16 protein-coding genes are annotated in these 18726 nt (G+C 43.6%); 6 read left to right on the forward strand and 10 right to left on the reverse strand.

Annotation, left to right across the window (positions count from 1 at the left end; translation table 11 throughout):
• Nucleotides 1-50: 50 nt before the first annotated feature.
• From P2A85_RS20325 to P2A85_RS20335, 3 genes are all read right to left on the reverse strand, one after another.
• Nucleotides 51-743 (reverse strand): Uma2 family endonuclease, encoded by a 693-nt coding sequence (locus P2A85_RS20325; RefSeq protein ID WP_377475129.1) that lies wholly within the window; start codon nucleotides 741-743, stop codon nucleotides 51-53.
• A 212-nt stretch (nucleotides 744-955) separates the two neighbouring features.
• A complete protein-coding gene (gene petH, locus P2A85_RS20330; RefSeq protein WP_377475131.1) occupies nucleotides 956-2161 on the reverse strand; it encodes a ferredoxin--NADP reductase in 1206 nt (401 codons plus the stop codon).
• Nucleotides 2162-2914: 753 nt separating this feature from the next.
• Nucleotides 2915-3070: a hypothetical protein gene (locus P2A85_RS20335; RefSeq protein ID WP_377475133.1), complete on the reverse strand. Its 156-nt coding sequence runs from the start codon at nucleotides 3068-3070 to the stop codon at nucleotides 2915-2917.
• Nucleotides 3071-3316: 246 nt separating this feature from the next.
• Between P2A85_RS20335 and P2A85_RS20340 the strand changes: the two genes are divergently transcribed.
• The gene (locus P2A85_RS20340; RefSeq protein WP_340519714.1) at nucleotides 3317-4321 is read left to right on the forward strand and encodes a phosphoribulokinase; all 1005 of its coding nucleotides are present in this window, start codon (nucleotides 3317-3319) and stop codon (nucleotides 4319-4321) included.
• Nucleotides 4322-4560: 239 nt separating this feature from the next.
• Here P2A85_RS20340 and P2A85_RS20345 read toward each other — a convergent pair whose 3' ends face one another.
• From P2A85_RS20345 to P2A85_RS20370, 6 genes are all read right to left on the reverse strand, one after another.
• Entirely contained in the window at nucleotides 4561-5757 is a 1197-nt protein-coding gene (locus tag P2A85_RS20345; protein ID WP_377475135.1) for an McrC family protein, read from the reverse strand.
• Between the two features lie 7 nt (nucleotides 5758-5764).
• Nucleotides 5765-7444 (reverse strand): AAA family ATPase, encoded by a 1680-nt coding sequence (locus P2A85_RS20350; RefSeq protein WP_377475137.1) that lies wholly within the window; start codon nucleotides 7442-7444, stop codon nucleotides 5765-5767.
• Between the two features lie 198 nt (nucleotides 7445-7642).
• Nucleotides 7643-8044: a type II toxin-antitoxin system VapC family toxin gene (locus P2A85_RS20355; RefSeq protein ID WP_377475139.1), complete on the reverse strand. Its 402-nt coding sequence runs from the start codon at nucleotides 8042-8044 to the stop codon at nucleotides 7643-7645.
• Nucleotides 8044-8271 (reverse strand): hypothetical protein, encoded by a 228-nt coding sequence (locus P2A85_RS20360; protein ID WP_371116180.1) that lies wholly within the window; start codon nucleotides 8269-8271, stop codon nucleotides 8044-8046. The genes P2A85_RS20355 and P2A85_RS20360 overlap by 1 nt, the downstream gene beginning before the upstream one ends.
• A 57-nt stretch (nucleotides 8272-8328) precedes the next feature.
• Nucleotides 8329-8784, reverse strand: a complete 456-nt coding sequence (locus P2A85_RS20365) for a hypothetical protein (RefSeq protein WP_377475141.1) — start codon at nucleotides 8782-8784, stop codon at nucleotides 8329-8331.
• A gap of 11 nt (nucleotides 8785-8795) precedes the next feature.
• Nucleotides 8796-9290 (reverse strand): papain-like cysteine protease family protein, encoded by a 495-nt coding sequence (locus tag P2A85_RS20370; protein WP_371119345.1) that lies wholly within the window; start codon nucleotides 9288-9290, stop codon nucleotides 8796-8798.
• Between the two features lie 213 nt (nucleotides 9291-9503).
• Here P2A85_RS20370 and P2A85_RS20375 point away from each other — a divergent pair, with 213 nt between their 5' ends.
• The 3 genes from P2A85_RS20375 (at nucleotide 9504) to P2A85_RS20385 (ending at nucleotide 14051) form a co-directional block, all read left to right on the forward strand.
• Nucleotides 9504-11156, forward strand: coding sequence for an FAD-dependent oxidoreductase (locus tag P2A85_RS20375; protein ID WP_377475144.1), 1653 nt, complete (start codon nucleotides 9504-9506; stop codon nucleotides 11154-11156).
• Nucleotides 11157-11374: 218 nt separating this feature from the next.
• Nucleotides 11375-12412, forward strand: coding sequence for a helix-turn-helix transcriptional regulator (locus tag P2A85_RS20380; protein ID WP_340519724.1), 1038 nt, complete (start codon nucleotides 11375-11377; stop codon nucleotides 12410-12412).
• 67 nt (nucleotides 12413-12479) lie between these two features.
• Nucleotides 12480-14051 (forward strand): CHRD domain-containing protein, encoded by a 1572-nt coding sequence (locus P2A85_RS20385; RefSeq protein ID WP_377475147.1) that lies wholly within the window; start codon nucleotides 12480-12482, stop codon nucleotides 14049-14051.
• A gap of 648 nt (nucleotides 14052-14699) precedes the next feature.
• Here the strand turns inward: P2A85_RS20385 and P2A85_RS20390 are convergent.
• Entirely contained in the window at nucleotides 14700-15077 is a 378-nt protein-coding gene (locus P2A85_RS20390; RefSeq protein WP_377475149.1) for a GxxExxY protein, read from the reverse strand.
• A gap of 154 nt (nucleotides 15078-15231) precedes the next feature.
• On the opposite strand from P2A85_RS20390, the gene P2A85_RS20395 reads away from it, so the two are divergent.
• Both P2A85_RS20395 and P2A85_RS20400 read left to right on the forward strand, forming a co-directional pair.
• Nucleotides 15232-18048 carry a valine--tRNA ligase gene (locus P2A85_RS20395; RefSeq protein ID WP_377475151.1) on the forward strand — a complete coding sequence of 939 codons (2817 nt, stop codon included), beginning with the start codon at nucleotides 15232-15234 and terminating at the stop codon, nucleotides 18046-18048.
• 199 nt (nucleotides 18049-18247) lie between these two features.
• The gene (locus tag P2A85_RS20400; protein WP_377475153.1) at nucleotides 18248-18703 is read left to right on the forward strand and encodes a hypothetical protein; all 456 of its coding nucleotides are present in this window, start codon (nucleotides 18248-18250) and stop codon (nucleotides 18701-18703) included.
• Nucleotides 18704-18726: the final 23 nt, after the last annotated feature.

The raw sequence follows: 18726 nt of genomic DNA on the forward strand, positions 1-18726 counted from the left end.
CATATCCCCGACTTCTTTAAGAAGTCGGGGATCTAACTTGGTATGACAATTCAAACTTCTGTATCGATATCTACCCCCATTTCTCGGAGTCGCTGGGCTAATCTTTCGACTTGCTGTTCTAGCTGCTGTCGCTGTGCTTGTTCTTCTCGAATTAAATCTTCTACTAGCGGCCCAGAGAGCACTTCATTCACCGATAAAATAAATTCAGCGAACTGTACAGACTGAACCTGCTGTCCCGGCAAAAATTCCTGGTGAGAATAACTGCCTTCATTGTCGGGACGGCTACACACTCGTATTTTGAGTAGATTGGGGTCTACAATCCAATATTCAGGAATATCAATCAAGTCATATTCTGCCCGTTTACGGATGTAGTCATCCCGCCAATTTTGACTGGTAACTTCGATCACTAACAGCGGTTTTTCTTCAAAGTCCAGGACTGCGGAACCAGATTGCGCGCAGACTTGTTCCCAAAGACTCTGAGTGCAAATCACCACATCAGGAACACGGGAAGAATTTTCCTCGGTTCGGACTGCGGTAGTAACAACTGCAACTAGCGGTAGGTTGTGTGCTGCAAAGAAGCGCCGGAACTGGTAAACCAAAAATTCAATTATTTTGATATGTATGGCTGTGGGTGTTGGCATTTCGATGATATGTCCCCGATATAATTCATAACAAACACCTGATTCTCCCTGATAGTTCAGATACTCTTCAAAGGTCAGTTTTTGGGTAGAAATTAGGGTCATGTAAATTATCTCCCTTTTTCGGTGAGCTTGCTTTATATTTTACACTTTATTTCTTAGTCCCTCTCTGCTGGGACGAAAGTTTGTATAGTAGCGGTTTCAACCGCCGAATGAGCAAAGGGGGTAATGAACCAAAATTTAGTCTTACACCTGTTTTAAACAATTATAGGGCGAGCCATGCCCACCCTACAACTCAGATTAAATCACCTTACACATTAATAGGTTTCAACGTGCCAGCGATGATCTTTCTTCAATTGTTTTTGATAGGCCGCCCAATCGACGCCGAACTTGCCAGCAGCCGCCGACATTCCCTCATCAATTCCACCTTCCATCCCCTTCAAACCGCAGATGTATGTGTGAGTATTCGGCTTTTGATTTAACTCCCACAGTTCATCAGCGTTTTCTTGAATCCGATTTTGAATGTACATCTTGCCACCGTCAACATTCTTTTGCTCGCGGCTGATGGCATAGGTCAATCGGAAATTATCAGGGAATTCTGCCTGCAATTTCTCCAACTCTTCCTTGTACAGAATGTTGGGAGTATAAGCTACGCCAAAGAACAGCCAAGCTAAACCTTTGAATTTGTAATCGGGATTGTTTTCTTTGAACATCCGCCACAAATAAGCCCGGAAAGGAGCAATTCCTGTACCAGTAGCCATCATAATAATGGTGGCATCCTCATCTTCTGGCAATAACATTTCTTTGCCTACTGGGCCGGTGATTTTGACATCAGCCCCTGGTTCCAAACCTGTCAGAAAAGTCGAACAAACACCAAAGACTTGTTCGCCGGTTTCTGGGCTTTTGTACTCTAGCCGACGCACGCACAGAGAGACTGTTTTGTCATCCAAATTATCTCCGTGACGGGTAGAGGCGATCGAATAAAGCCGAATTTTGTGAGGTTTGCCGTTTTTATCAGTACCATCTGGAATAATGCCAATACTTTGACCTTCCAGATAGTGCAAATTGCCTCCAGAGATGTCAAAAGTGACGTGGCGGACAGTGCCGTCGCCGCCTTCTCTGACCAATTCTTCTGTAGAGATGCACTTGCCAATATAGGGATTGGCGGGCTTGTAGAGGTTAACTGGAACCTGAACCTTTTCCTTTGCTTGAGTCATGGGCTTAGTTGTTTCTCCAGATTTCTGACTCTGTTGTCCAAGTTCTGGTGCTACAGTGCCATGAGTTTTGGGAGCGTCGTTGGAGGGTCGAATGCTGACTATTTTGCCACCCATGCGAGTAATCCTCCGCATTTCCTGATTCATGCGATCGTAGGGGACGGCGATAAACACGTTACCACTACGACGAATTGGGTTACTTGTTTGGTCAGTTTCACCGCTCTGACGCATACCCTCGACTTCATAGACAAAGATGCGACTGCCTGATAATGAGCTGGCCACAACACCAGATATGCTTGGGCTGTACATTTGTTGCTTTTCCTTCACGATACAGAGTTTTGACATACTCACCGCCCTAAAAGTGTGGTGATTCTTGACGCTTCATCGACTGGTGCAACCCCCGGTTGTCTTACCCTGTCTCTGCGCCCGTTTAGAGTCGTGGCAATGCCCTATCCCGACTATATGTATCGTTTTGTTTGACAAACATTAACAATACTTTTTATTTTGCTTCCAGGTTGGATTTTAACCATTGCCCTTCAGTCTTTCCCTATTTCTGGATCAGTCCCGGTTTCAACTCAAAATGAGTGTATATCGCTGCAATCTTAGGTGGGGATTTCAACCTATCCAATTTTAACACAAAGCCGTCCACCGAAGAAAGGGCTTGTATCCCAGTTTTTTGGTCAATTTTTCAGCCTCGCCACCGAGGGTAGGTATATCAAGTTTTGGTCGATCGCGTCCCCAATTCCCAATTAGCCCAACACCCCCCCGCGAACCTCGTCCGGCTGCGTTCAGGTGTTGACCTATAGCTATTGTTGTCTGCGTACTGCGACTATTTTACCCGATCGCGGGATCAGCCCCGACAAGTCCTTTCGATCGGCGGCCGGCGATGGAATACCGCATCGGGCAACAAATGACTCCTATTGACCGACAGCAGCCAGCTACAAGGTTCTGGATTTATTCCTGCACGTCTGATGACTGAGGGCGTTAATTCTCGAATCGAAAATCGAAAATCGAAAATCGATCGACGTTGAGCTTGTAGTGGGCGATCGCATTCTGGTAAGATTAACCACTAAAGTTAGCTAGACAGGCGGGAATCCCCAGCCCATAATCTTTGATTTGGGGTGGGATGAGAGCCACGCGAGGTGAGGAGCGATCCTCCCAGCGATGTTGGGCGCAGCCAACCAGCATTCTTTGGGTGGCGAGGAGACGAGCACTCATTGTAATAATTCTCGTAAAATACTCATATCTTGGATCGCAGAATAATAATCTAGGTCTAGATAAAACAGCTTTTATGTGACAAGTGGGGCGGGACCTGTTCCTCACTATAAAACGCCGTAGAGGGAAACGATTGGAGTACCTTGAAGGAAGCTCTTGATATCCTTGACCGGACTCAGATGCCTACAACATATCGCTTGCGGTTGGTGTAGGAGCGTCACTAAACAGTGATTTTTTTAGAGGGAAACTATGACAACTAAGCCGGATCGCGTGGTTTTAATTGGCGTTGCCGGAGACTCCGGGTGCGGAAAATCTACCTTTTTGCGCCGATTGACAGATTTGTTCGGGGAAGATTTCGTTACCGTGATCTGTCTGGACGACTATCATTGTCTCGATCGCAAACAGCGCAAAGAAACAGGGATTACCGCCCTTGACCCCAGAGCCAACAATTTCGACCTGATGGCCGAGCAAATGAAAGCGCTCAAAGAAGGCCGAGGAATCGACAAGCCGATTTACAACCACGAAACCGGTCTGCTCGATCCTCCTGAGCGTGTAGAGCCGAATCATGTGATTGTGATTGAAGGATTGCACCCGTTGTATGATGAGCGAGTGCGATCGCTCCTCGACTTCAGCGTCTACCTCGACATCAGCGACGAAGTAAAAATTGCTTGGAAAATCCAGCGCGACATGGCGGAACGAGGCCACCGTTACGAAGACGTGCTGTTTGCGATCAACGCTCGCAAACCAGACTTTACGGCCTACATCGACCCACAAAAGCAATATGCTGACGTGGTAATTCAAGTATTGCCGACCAATTTAATTAAGGATGACAAAGAGCGGAAGGTTCTGCGGGTGCAGATGATCCAGCGCGAAGGCATCGCCAACTTTGAGCCAGCATATTTGTTTGACGAAGGTTCAACAATTAACTGGATTCCTTGCGGCCGGAAACTGACTTGTTCCTATCCGGGAATTAAGATGTACTACGGGCCAGACGCTTTCTACGGCCACGAAGTCTCGATTTTGGAAGTAGACGGTCAGTTTGAAAATCTCGAAGAAGTGATTTACATCGAGAGCCATTTAAGCAAGACTTCTGCGAAGTATGAAGGTGAATTGACTCACCTATTGCTTCAGCACCGCGAATATCCCGGTTCCAATAATGGAACTGGTTTGTTCCAAGTGTTGGTGGGATTGAAAATGCGGGCGACTTACGAGAAGTTGACTGCAAAGGAATCGAAAGTAGCTGTTAGTGTTTAGAACCAGAAAATGAAAGATTTGGGAGGCGCGATCGCGCCTCTTTTTTTGTGGATAAAATGAACCACAGAGGGTGCAGAGGGCGCAGAGTAGAGTTAGGGGCAATACAGTTTAGTTAAGCCCGATCCCCCCTAGCCCCCCTTAAGAAGGGGGGGACAAGAACTTACTCAAAGTCCCCCTTCTTAAGGGGGATTTAGGGGGATCTCCGAGGAATAAACACTTTTAACTGAACCGTATTGGAGTTAGGGGAGGGTGTTTGGAAGTAGAGATTTTAAGAAGGTTTCTCCGGCTTCATGGAGGTCGCTATCTAGGGAAAAGGTTAGACTGCGAACTTGGATATCACCATGTTTTATGTCTAGTGGCTGTTTGAGGTTTTGCGGGTAGATGAGAATTGCATTTTGGCAGTTTAACGCATTGGCGTAAGCAACTATTTGATGAATGTCATTACTGGCTACTTTATCGGGAGCTTTGTATTTTGTGTCGAGGACGTACCGGACTTTACTTGTTGCAATATCGCACAGCAGTAAGTCGATGCGATCGGAATAGTTTTGGTCGTGGGTGACTCGGTGCTGTTGTTTGACAAAAAAGCCTTTTGGTGTATTTGCGTTGAGCCATTCAGCGACAAATTGTTCATATAATTTTGCCATGTCTATGAGAAAAGGGAGCATTTCGCGATCGCCAGTTTCGTGACTGGGCCCCGTGTTATCTAAAAAAAATCGACATAAGGCGTGTAAAAGTTGATAATCTTGATTCAGACGGTGATAAGTGCGATCGATACAGGCTTCAGATTTAAAAGGTTTTAATGTCACAAATCCTTGGAGTGCGTGAAAAGCTTTTCGCACAGTGGATGAAACAGATTCGCGGCACAAACCGCTGCGCCCAATAATGAAAAGTGTCCAAGCCAGTATTTGATTATCTTCGATATCGCCTGTTTGTTCGTTGTGGTGACATTTTAGTTTAACATCCCAAGGTTTTTGAAGGACCGATCGCAAATCCACGCGCCCGCGAATATAGGCGAGTCTTTCTGTTTTGGATAAGTAATCGCGATATAATCCTTTGCGACAGCGTTCTAGAATTTTTTGGGCAAGAATGTTAGCTAATCTTTCATAGGCTTGTTCTAAAGATTGGCACTTAATCAGTCCTATGGGAAATTTTATCTTCAGGTTGTAGGCATAGTCAAGCATTCCGAAGATGTTGTTTATGGGAACCTTTGGGCGGATAGCAATATGAAATTCTGGAGTGATGGGAATGTTGCCAACTCTGCCTTTAGATTTTAAGTGCCATTTATCTCTTGTTTTAAAGTTGGGAAATTCTATCTCGATTTCCTTACCATAATTATGGTATATTTTTTGTCCTACTGATTCGGGGATTAAGTCTCGATCTAAAATTAGTAATTCATATTCTATCAGTTTGATGATTTGGGGTAATTCTCGTTTCATAAGATTATCACTTGCTCAATTTATCTTTGATTTTATCCCAGAGAAACTCATCCATTTTTGCCTGGTTATCAAAGAAGTATTCTTCGAGGTATGGCTCGATTTCCATTTGCCAAATATCTTGGATATCTTCAGCTAAGGTTTTTGTCAAAAAGAAGGAGATGCCTAGTTCATAGTGTTTATTATTAATTGCCAGATTGACATTTTCTAGAATCCTAGTTAATTTATCAACTGGGAAACCTGTTTTCTCTCTCTGGTGATACTGTCGCAGCACTTCATAGTTTGGATAGACGGGAATGAATGCGAAGCGGCGGCGGAGTGCGTTATCAACTAAGGCAATAGAACGGTCTGCGGTGTTCATTGTGCCGATAATGCGGACATTTGTAGGGATTCTAAATAGTTTACCGCTGGCTAGTGTAATAAAGCGTGCTGTGTCTTGTCGGTCATCTAGGAGATACATTAACTCGCCAAAGACTTGAGAGAGATTTGCGCGATTGATTTCATCAATAATGAGAACGCAAGTGTCTTCACAGGCTTCGGCTTTTTCGCAAAATTGTAGGAATCTACCGGGAACTATTGAGTAGGTTAATTGTCCGTTTTGAGTTGTTGGGCGGAGGCCTTCGATAAAGTCTTCGTAGGTGTAGGCGGGATGAAATTGGATAATGTCTGAGAAACCGTCACCGCCGCCGATTAAGTGTTTGGCTAATTTTTCGGCTATAAAGGTTTTTCCGGTTCCGGGCGGGCCTTGGATGATGGTTTGGCCTTTGCGGTTAATGGCCTGTATCCATTGAGTTAGTTGGGTTGTTTGAAAACCAGTAATTTCTGAAATTGTTTCTAATTGATACACTGGGTTAAATTCCTTTTGATAGACTGAAAGATATTCATCGAGTAGAACAGGTAAATCCGGGTCATCGTAGAGAGTAGAAATTAAAAATAATGGAAATAATTTTTTAACTGTTTGCGCTAATTTATAAGCTATTTTTTTAACAGAACATCCTAATATTTGTCTTGATTCAAGTGATATAGCAACAAAAATATCACCAAAAAAAACACTTTTAAACTTTTCCGATCCTCGTGAATCGATAGGAATATTATCCAAGATATTTTCTAAGAGGTCATGCAAATTTTTTTCAGATTCCATTTCGGAAAAAGTATCCTCCAAACCTAAAGGATCAAAATAATGCTCATCATCATCTTCGGTCCACCTAGATTCTAAATATAAATGATGTTTATTGCTCAATTTATAGCATTTAATAATTTCGACAAATTCAACGTCGTCTCTATATGTTTCTTTGTAATTATATAGCATTAATTGAAATACATTTTCTTTGACCTCCAAACCAAAAGTTAATCTGTGGCTTTCAAGTATTAAAATTAACTGAGTAGATTGGGGAATCAGACTGTTAAAAAGACAATAGTGTCCACTAAAGGATACTATAGATTCCGAATATTTTGTTAAACCAATCAGGCAACAGCTCTCATACTGAATATTTATATATTTTTTGATAAAATCAGGTAACTGCTCTTCTACATGGCTTAAAATATACTTTACTGGTTCTTCTACATATTTTAAGAAATCTTTTTTATGTGTTATGTGAAAATCTGAGCTTGGGTTTTCAGAAAATTCTGCCAATAAGCTAAATGTCTCTGGTGAAAAAGGACATTCAGGATGTACAAAAACTTTTTCCATTTTTTCTGTATTTTTAAGGTGACTTAATTGTTGTTCTTAACTTATTGTAGCCGATCGCCCTTTCCGACACCAGATATCTGAGATACGATCGCACCCACCATCCTTACCCACATCAATAGCCCTCCCAAACCAGTAACACAGGCAAAACCGCTAATAACCGTTCCAGGAAAATTTAAACTTGCGCCGAGTGACTCAGATTTACCAAATTGTGTCTATACTCGATAATTGAATCCGGCGATCGCGACTAATAACGGGTACATTAAGATACAAACCCGTAGCAGCAATAATGCGATCGGGCAAATCGGGAATTTGCGATCGGTCAACTTGCCTTAAAGTCAAAGCTATATTGCGATCGAAAGGAATTTCGATCAATAAGGCATCATCGCTCTCAACTTCTCTCAACAATAGATCGAGAGTAGTTGAATTAATCCGCCCTCTCTCGCTCAGATAGACAATTTCTGCTAATGTAATTGATGAAAAAGCCACCTGATTTCCCTCGGCAGCTATCTCTTCTATTGTCGTTCTAGCAGTCACCGAGAGTCGCGAATCAGCAAAGATATACCAGATAACAGCATGAGTATCAGCTACAGCACGCAGCATTATAAATTCTCCCTTGGGAAATTCGCCCATTCTTCCCTGCGAACTTCATCTATATCAGCGGCAGAGGGTGCAATTCCCAAGTCAGCACATAAACCCCACAAAGATTTCCGGGGAGTCGGCAGAACAACTAATTCTCGTTCTATTTCAGGAACTATCCACTTAATCAATCGTAACTTTTCGGCTAGAGACAAGTGCTTGACAAGATTTAAAACAGCCTCGAAAGTCATGTTTTTTAGGCTTCTATTTTTGATTGATGTAATTGTAGCATTTTAAAAGTACGATCACTACTCTACCCGATCGCCCTTAACATACAAAGATTCCAGAAACCTCACAGCTTCATCAAGCACAGCTTCCGGTAACTGTTCGAGAATCGCGATCGCCCTTTGACGAATTTCTCCATCCACTGCTGTTGTTTGCTGCGATTCAGTATCTGCTAAACTGTTATTTTCAAATGGCTTTTGCTTCGATAAAGCCGTTTCTGGAGTGACCAAGACGCCGACATCTGCCGGAAGATTGACAGTTTCACGATTGTAGCATTTAACAACCAGATTTGTCACATTCATTGCCACCCGTTGATTAAATTTGAAAACCTCTGAAAAAGTGCGATCGCCGCGAGTAGTCTGAAGTAAATGTTCTCCAACTCGATTCACTTCTGTTGTAAAAATAAATTTTTGTGTATCCGTACCAACAGACAGCACAACCTCGTGAGTATTAGGGGCGATCGCAGATTGAATAGACAAAACTTGCACTTTCATCGTCTTAATGAGTAAACTGCTTGAAGGTTCCAGTAATTTAAAAACTCTGCTAATTCCATTTTATATTTTGTAGCATTCCAAGGGTCGCGAATCATAATTTTTCCTGTATCATCAAGTCCATCAACAATGACTACATGACCCAAGTCAGCTAAAGTTTCCCACAAAATAGCAGCCCAAGAACCAGTAGTAATTAATACCTCAACTATTTCAGAATTTGTGGCCCCAGGAATAGAAACAGTACCACCCAACCAAAATCTAGAACTGCTTGTATCCAGAGTATTGAGTGCGATTGCTAAATCTTCAATATTTACAGGTACTCCTGTTTCAGCCGCAATTAAAGATTGGTTCGCACCGTACATTCCGCGATCGCCCAGGAGCATTTCACCACAAGCAGGGCCACATGATAACTTATCTTGTTGTTGGACGACAGCCCGATCGCTTATTTCATCAATAACTTGCCAATTGCCACCAGCCCCAGACAATCCTACCATAACATCAGTTTATCGTTTTTGACCGATGCTTTGAAAATAGTAGCAGACTGTTACGGTTCCTACAAGTTGTGAATTAACTTAACATTAATGCTGCTAACAACAGTTCCTGGAAAAAATAAATTTGTGCCGAAATTACCTAAACGTGCTATATTCAACTCCGTAAACCCTGAATAGCACTTTCAGGTAATGCAAATTTATCAACGAGTCAACTAAATGCCCCCTACTTTCAAGAAACTAGCTGCGATCGCCATCTTTTTTGTAGCGATAAAAGTTTTAGTTGATTCCCCGTATTTGAAAGACGTAAAAAGCTCGATCGCCCACCGAAACGAAGCAAGTGCCACCTCAGACACCCAAAGCCTGCGCCAAACAGCCACACACCAGCCCCCAGTAGCAGCTCAAACACCAGTCGATCGCAACTTTGATATCGTAGTCTATGGCGACGAAGTACCGGGGATATGTGCAGCTATCTGGGCAAAAAAGACCCTAGGTGCAAAGGGAAAAGTAGCGGTAGTGCGATCGAACCATGAAACCGCAATGTTAGGTGGCGTACTCACCCGCGGCGGCTTAGGCTACGTCGATTTAGATAAAATCCCCGATTGGTACAACCAACCCTACGCCCAATGCTTCCGGGAATTCTTAGACAAAGCGAAAGTTCCCGAATCTTGCATAGAACCAAAAACGGCAGATAAAGCACTGAAAGATATGCTTTCAGAGGCAGATGTTCAACTTATTTCCAACTCCACTCTTGTTCCCCACGTAGTCGATCGCAAAATCGAATATGCCGAAGTAAAAGACAGTGGAGTTAAAATCAAAGCTAACTCTTACATAGACGTAACTCAAGATGCCGAATTCGCCAGAAAAGCCGGATTATCCTATTATACAGGATATGAATCGCAAAACATCAAATCCAAAAATGAAACCTTAGCGATATCCATAGTTCCGACAATTACCGGCTTAACGATGTCCGACCTCCGCAGAATGGAAGATGACATTCTTTACAACACCCCTTTAGTAGAAAAAATTAAATCCAGCATTACCAAATATAAAGATGATGCCAGTACCGAATTTTGGATGAGGAATTTCCTAAGCACGATTTATCAAGCCTACCGAGACGGCTACAATATCAGAAGCGTAGCCCTCGGAGCGGCCTATCATGTAGACAGAAATTTGCCCTTTACTCAAGACAAAGGATTCTTTTTTGACAAGGCAAATATTTGCGTTTATAAGGATAATTCCATGTCGTGGAACGGCTTTTTGTTTAAATATCAAGTTGACCAATTAATGAAGATGGAAGCTAACGACAAAAAACCGAATGCTGAGATGCTGAAAGAAATGTCATATCTGCAAGAGTGGCTGCAAAAAAAATCGGGTAAAGATGTGAGAGTATTTATCCCAGATGAAGCTTACATCAGACAAACTTTGAACGTTCGCGATGTGGTAGCACCGCTGACGGGACAGGAAATTATTAAAGGAGGAACAGATGCCGAAAAGTCGATCGGCAGTTTTTCCTACGATTTCGATTTGCGGGGCGGAGTCAAGGATTTGTCATCGAGAATTCCTGGATTGCCCGTGTATAATTTTGGCATAGAAAGTGCTTTGGCTAGCAAAGTGAATAATTTGGCGATCGTCGGGCGTTCTTCAGGGTATGTTGGTATGGCAGTATCAGTGGGGCGTATTGCGACAGTGAATATTTATCAAGGACAAGGTGTGGGCGTGGCGGCCGGTTTGGCTAGCAAATTGGGCGTACCTTTGAATACGATTACTTCTGCTAAAACGAGACAAACTTTGGAGACTTTGACTGGAAAAAATACTTATTTATCGGGGAGAGATACGAGTTATGGGGTGGATTATAAGGAAGTGAAGTAATCGAGGTGAAGAGTTAAGAATGAGAGAAAATAAATTCGTAGGGGCGAAGCATTCGGGCGATAATCATGGAAATATACGCAAAATACTAGACCCGAATGCTTCGCCCAACCCAACGCAAAACCCCCATGTAAGGATAATGGCCATGCAAAATTTCCAGGCATAAATTTCGATAATGCGGTTGATTCGTGGGGCGGGGCGAAGCATTTGGGTCATGATTTATGCACACCGTATTAGATTTTTTGCCCAAATGCTTCGCCCCTACAGTTGGTGAATTTTATGCTGTATATCTTATATTATTATTATGGTGGGGTATCAACTATGACGATTTGATTATGGCCTGGGATTTGAATATTGAAATCAACGATCCAGAGATCTATATTAAGCAACTACCGACAATAACTAAACATATTCCCCATTCCAAAGATTACAAAATTCAATGGCGACTTGCGAAGTTAAAGAACTTCGAGCTCCTGAATGTTGTTTGGGAAGCTGGGAGTACATATACCGCCGGATATACTTTTCCTGGAAAAATAGTTTTCACATTTTTTGACGGCGATCATGTATTCAAAGTTGGGTCTAACGAATTCCTCGTGGACGATCGACATCTGGGGATAAGTGAGCCGGGAGGCGAACTAATCCGTCTTCAGCACTCACCCAAATACAGTGCAATCTCAATTTATATAGATGAAGCTCGATTTTTAACTGAACTGAGCAAGTATCTTGACAAGCCGATCGATCGTCCCAAGCTGATGCCAATTGTCGATCGTACCACTGTTTACGGTCGATCGCTATATCAAATGGTCATGACGCTGTGGAATTTGATTGACACGAACGGACATCCACTGGTAATTGAAAATTTAGAACTTGCTGTTTTCTCAACCTTAGTCCAAGGTTCATCTTACAACACTTTAGATCCACCAATTATTAAAGTATCTGAAATTTCGATCGCCCGCGTGCGAGAGGCTGCCGAATACATCCGGGCTAATATGAAAAAAGAGCTGACAATTGCACAAATTGCGAGCGCCATGAACTGTAGCAGTCGTTCTTTGCAAACTGCTTTTGCTCGTCATTACGGTGTTTCTCCCAGTCAATTCTTGCGAACTGCTAGACTTGAAGCCGCTCGTATGGAGTTAATGGAGAGCAATAAAACGATTACGGAAATTGCTTTTGAATATGGTTTTTACAATCCTGGTCGCTTTACAAAATACTTCCAGCAGCACTTTCAGAAAAAGCCTTCGGACATTTTGCGAAACTAATCTTTCGCAATTTGACTAGCGCAACCAGGCAGCAGCAAGTTATAAGTTTTACTAGGAATAAATTAACTTGTATCGTACTATGACCTTATCTGCGATCGACACGGGAATACCTTTTGACATCGCTCAAGCTACTGAAAGCAGCGATGTATTTTTCTTCAATCAACTACCCGCCAGCCAAATTAGTACCCTTGCTAATTCTCCTGGAAAAGACGTGATTATGCTCCTAGGAGGTGACGACTGGGTAACTAATAACGAACAAAGCCGCACTTATTATGGCATGGCAGGAAATGATACTATTATCGGGTTGGGAGGCGACGATATCCTCTTAGGTAATGCTGGCAACGATTTACTCTGTGGAAATCAAGGCTCGGACACACTTTCGGGCGGTCAAAACGAAGATTCACTCCTCGGTGGTAAAAGTAACGATATCCTGAATGGCGACTTCGGTAACGATGTTTTATTAGGAGAATTAGGCGATGATGTTCTGACAGGCGGTGCTGGAAATGATACATTAACTGGAGGAAATGGCAGCGATATTTTTGTCATAGCTAGAGGTGAAGGACTCGATATCATTACGGACTTTCAAAACGGCATTGACTTTATTCAACTGCATCCTTCTTTGAGTTTTAACAATCTCGCCATTACCACAATCAATTCAGGTCAAGTATTAGTTACAGATCGAACTACGAATCAACCGCTATTAGTAATTAATGGGATTACTGCCGCCGATCTAACCGCAGCAGATTTTATTACAGGTACTGTTGAAAATACGCCCGATCCTTTCGGAGAAAGAAATGCTACTAAATATGAAGCATTTCTCAGTCCCGAACAAGAACCGGGGGAAGAAATCGAATCTGATGCTAAAGGATATGGTACGATTACATTTCCGAAAAACCTCAGTTCTGCTAAGATTGACGTGCAAATATCCGGTGTCGATACTTCAGAAATCACCGGGTTTCACATTCACTGCGGCCCTCCAGGCGTGCTCGGACCGATTGTTGTCGATTTGGGGCAATACGGAACCTTTGACAAGACAATTGTAGGTGGTAAATTTTCTGCTGAAGTCAAGAATCAAAACCTTACTTTTATCGATTCTCCACCCGAGTTACCTGAAGGTGTCCCTCAAATTCCCGATGAAGGTTTGACTCTGCGCAACGGTCAACCTATCGGACAAACTTCTGAAAATACTGCCCGCCAATCCGCTCATTTAGGTCACACTCATAATGAAGATGTGGTAGAATCAAGTCAGGCGATCGGACAAATTCCAGTCAATCCTCCAGTTAATCCTCCAGTCAATCCTCCTAGTTTACCTACCAATCCACCTCCAACTACCCCTCAAATTCCCAATTCCAGTTTGCCTCAGATCGATCGAATTATTGGCAACCTTCCTAACAATTTTCCCAAGATCTCTCAAATTCCCGATTTAAGTTCGCCTCCATCGGTGGAAGATATTCAAATTCCTGACAATGTTCCTCGCTTACCTGAAGGTTGTCCGGTGGAAATCGGCCTTCCGGGTCAAGTCAATACTGTTGCTGGAATGGAAGCAGTAGCGCGGCGGGGTGCTCTTTATTTCAACTTGCATACGGAAGAACATTCGTTCTATGGCGAAATGAGAGGTCAAGTTTATCCAGCGACGTAGAATGATGTAGAATAAGAGCGATCGCACTTTAGATGCGATCGCTTTTTGTTTGCTTGTAAAATTCAAATAAGATCTTAAGAGGATTTTACCACAGAGAGCGCAGAGAGCGCAGAGAGGGGAGGGATGAGAGGTTTTTTTACGACATCAAAAACCCACGCCACACTCTTCCCTCTGTGTCCTCTGCGCCCTCTGCGGTTCAAAACTCTTCTCTTAATCGAGTGGATGATAAAGAAGTGAAATAGAACTTAAGAGGATTTTACCGCAGAGAGCGCAGAGAGCGCAGAGAGGGGAGGGATGAGAGGTTTTTTTACGACATCAAAAACCCTCGCAATACTCTTCCCTCTGTGTCCTCTGCGCCCTCTGCGGTTCAAAACTCTTCTCTTGATGGAGTGGATTATAAAGAGGTGTAATAGATCTTAAGAATATTTTACCACAGAGAGCGCAGAGAGCGCAGAGAGGGGAGGGATTAGAGGTTTTTTACGACATCAAAAACCCTCGCAATACTCTTCCCTCTGTGTCCTCTGCGCCCTCTGCGGTTCAAAACTCTTCTCTTGATGGAGTGGATTATAAAGAGGTGTAATAGATCTTAAGAATATTTTACCACAGAGAGCGCAGAGAGCGCAGAGAGGGGAGGGATGAGAGGTTTTTTTACGACAGGATGATGCGGCGGATTCCTTCTTTTAAAAAGCGGACATTAAAGTTGATCAGAAGGGCTAGAGGATGACCAGTCATTTTCAGATATGATATAACTTGAGCTTCATGGATAGGGAGTATAGTTTGGACTGACTTTAATTCAATAACGAGAGTGTTGGCAACCAGCATATCGTATCTGCCTTCCCCAACCAAAACACCCTTATAAAGAACATTCACCGTAGGTTGAGGCTCAAAAGGAATTCCCCGGCGCGAGAGTTCTTCACGCAACGAATTCTCATATATCGCTTCCAAAAACCCCGGCCCCAACTCCTTATGAACTTCCATCGCCGCCCCAATCACAGCGTAACTCAATTCATTAAGATCCTCTGTCAACTCCCCTCTCCTTTTTCAAACCAATATCAAAATCATAACCCAAAACCCTCGCAACACTCTTCCCTCTGCGCCCTCTGCGCCCTCTGCGGTTCAAAACTCTTCTCTTCCCTCTCCTGTGGCACAATCTTAATATAAAACCTGCACCCTCTCGCCAATGACCGCAAACCTACCACCCCAATACGACCCCAAAGCCACCGAAGCCAAATGGCAAAAATACTGGGAAGACAACCAAACCTTCAAAGCTGACCCAGAACAAGGTGGCGAACCTTACTGCGTAGTCATCCCACCGCCCAACGTCACCGGCAGCCTCCACATGGGACACGCTTTTGAAGAGACACTGATTGATGTCCTCGTGCGCTATCAACGGATGACAGGGCGCAATACCCTGTGGTTGCCGGGAACGGATCATGCTAGCATCGCAGTTCAAACTATTCTGGAAAAGCAACTTAAAGCTGAAGGCAAAACTCGCTACGATTTAGGGCGAGAAAAATTCTTGGAAAAAGCCTGGGAGTGGAAAGCTGAGTCTGGCAATACTATTACTAATCAATTGCGCAGTTTGGGCGTGTCTGTCGATTGGTCGCGAGAACGCTTTACGATGGATGAAGGCTTATCTGCTGCGGTTTTAGAAGCCTTTGTTCGACTGTATGATGAGGGGCTGATTTATCGCGGCAATTATTTGGTGAATTGGTGTCCCGCGAGTCAGTCTGCTGTGTCGGATTTGGAAGTTGACCAGCAGGAAGTTGACGGGCATTTGTGGCATTTCCGCTATCCTTTGACGGATGGTTCTGGTTATTTGGAGGTGGCGACGACTCGGCCGGAAACGATGTTGGGCGATACGGCGGTGGCTGTGAATCCAGAGGACGATCGCTACCAACATCTTATCGGTAAAACTGTGACTTTGCCCATTGTGAATCGGGAAATTCCGGTGATTGCGGATGAGTTTGTCGATCGCACTTTTGGCACTGGTTGCGTTAAAGTCACTCCCGCCCACGATCCCAATGACTTCGAGATGGGTAAACGCCACGATTTGCCGTTTATCAACATCATGAACAAGGACGGCAGTTTAAATGAAAATGCGGGAGAGTTCCAAGGACAAGATAGATTTGTTGCCCGCAAAAATGTGGTAAAGCGGTTAGAAACAGACGGATTTTTGGTTAAAATCGAAGATTACAAACATACAGTTCCCTACAGCGATCGCGGTAAAGTCCCCGTCGAACCTTTACTTTCTACTCAATGGTTTGTGAAAATTAATCCTCTTTCTGAACGCGCTTTAGCAGCCTTAGATGAAGAGAATTCACCAGTGTTTGTGCCGGAAAGATGGACAAAGGTTTATCGGGATTGGTTGGTAAAGTTGAAAGATTGGTGCATTTCCCGACAATTGTGGTGGGGACACCAAATCCCGGCTTGGTATGCTGTTAGCGAAACTCAGGGAGAAATTACTGACACGACTCCGTTTGTGGTGGCAAAAAGTGAAGCTGAAGCTAGGGAAAAAGCTGTGGCTAAATTTGGGCAAGATGTCGATTTAGCAAGAGATCCAGATGTTTTGGATACTTGGTTTTCTTCTGGGTTATGGCCTTTTTCTACTTTGGGATGGCCGGATGAAACTAAGGATTTAGATTTTTATTATCCGACAACGACTTTAGTTACGGGTTTTGATATCATCTTTTTCTGGGTGGCTAGAATGACGATGATGGCAGGACATTTTACGGGAAAAATGCCTTTTGATACTGTTTACATTCACGGTTTGGTGTTGGATGAAAATGGTCAGAAAATGTCTAAGAGTAAAGGGAATGGTATCGATCCGCTACTGTTGATTGGTAAGTACGGGACTGATGCTTTGCGCTATACTTTGGTTAAGGAAGTGGTTGGGGCTGGTCAAAATATTCGCTTGGAATACGATCGCAAAACTGATGAGTCTAAATCGGTGGAAGCTTCCCGGAATTTTACTAATAAGTTGTGGAATGCTGCGCGGTTTGTGATGATGAATCTGGAGGGACAGACTCCGCAGCAATTGGGGAATCCTTACCCCCCCCAGCCTCCCGTAGGGGCGGTGCCCCCGTGCCCGCCCACCGTAGGGGCGGTGCCCCCGTGCCCGCCCTTGGAATTGTGCGATCGCTGGATTCTTTCTCGCTACTATCAAGTAGTGCAGCAAAGCCGCCATGATTTTGAAACTTACGCTTTTGGGGAAGCGGCGAAGGGACTTTATGAGTTTATTTGGGGCGATTTCTGTGACTGGTATATTGAATTGGTCAAGTCTCGCTTACAACAGGATGCTGAACCGAATTCTAAGAAAGTGGCACAGCAAACTTTTGCTTTTGTTTTGGAAGGTATTCTCAAACTTTTGCATCCTTTTATGCCTCACATTACTGAGGAGATTTGGCACACTTTGACTCAAACAGGTGAGGATGAATGTTTGGCTTTGCAAAGTTATCCTGAAGTGCAAGCATCCCTAATCGATTCTGAGTTAGAACAGCAGTTTGAGTTGTTATTTGGTACGATTCGGACTATTCGGAATTTGCGGGCTGATACTGATATTAAGCCTGGAGTTAAGGTGACGGCGATTTTGCAAAGTGAAAGCGCTAAAGAACGCCAGATTCTCTCAGATTGCGCTATCTACATTCAGGATTTGGCCAGGGTGGAAAACCTGACGATTGCTGCTAGTTTGGATGCAGAACCCCCCCTTAATCCCCCCCTTGGTAAGGGGGGGCAGGGGGGGTCAATTGCTGGAGTTGTGGGTACTGTACAAGTATTGATTCCTTTGGCAGGAGTTGTGGATTTGGTGGCGTTGCGTGGTAAGTTGGAAAAGAAGTTGGCTAAGATAGAAGGGGAAATTAAGCATACTTCGGCGCGTTTGAGTAATCAGAAGTTTGTGGAAAAGGCCGATCCACAAGTTGTTCAGGTGGCGCGGGATGGTTTGGCGGAGGCCGAAAAACAGGCGGAAATTTTGCGCGATCGGCTTAGGTTATTCTAATCGATATCTCCCATAATTATTGTGGAACAGGCTGTCTGGCTTGTTCTTCACAGGCTTTTTGGAAGATGTTAACCCGAAGGGCCGGGGCGGGTTTTTGAGATATTTAGTTTTGGGCAGAGATTGTTGGTAAAACCCGCCCGTACCAGATCGTAAATCAAACAAGTAACCAATAACGAATCACCCCTAACTAATAACCGTCATGCTATATTTAGCTCAAGTAAAAAATCAGGAAGTTTTAGGCGAAGCCTCTCTGGAATTGTTGGCTTGTCAAAATGCTGATGATAGTTGGGCGATTCTTTCTGAACAAAAGGTATTGACGTTACCTAAAATTTTTGCTGAGGTGTCCAATAATTTTGTAGGTAATATCTTGAATGAAGGTGTTTTAGTATTAGCAGATATTGGGGAAAATAGCGAAATTGTGAATCTGCGATCCGCTACTAACTGGGTAGTGGAATTAGTTGATAAGTATCTCAAAAATGGTGTTACAATTGAATTTTTGCAGCTAGAAGCAGAGAAAGCAGAAGAATGGCGGCAATCTCTGACTTTGCAAAGTCAAGAATTATCTCGTCGTTTGATTGAAGTAGAAGCGCGTCGGGAACAAATTCAAAATTTAGAAGCAAAATTCCAGAAAACAGCAGTTGAACCCGCCGAATAAAATTCTGATACTGCACAAACAAA

Origin of the sequence: Microcoleus anatoxicus (assembly GCF_042465725.1) — a bacterium.
Taxonomy (GTDB): domain Bacteria; phylum Cyanobacteriota; class Cyanobacteriia; order Cyanobacteriales; family Microcoleaceae; genus Microcoleus; species Microcoleus anatoxicus.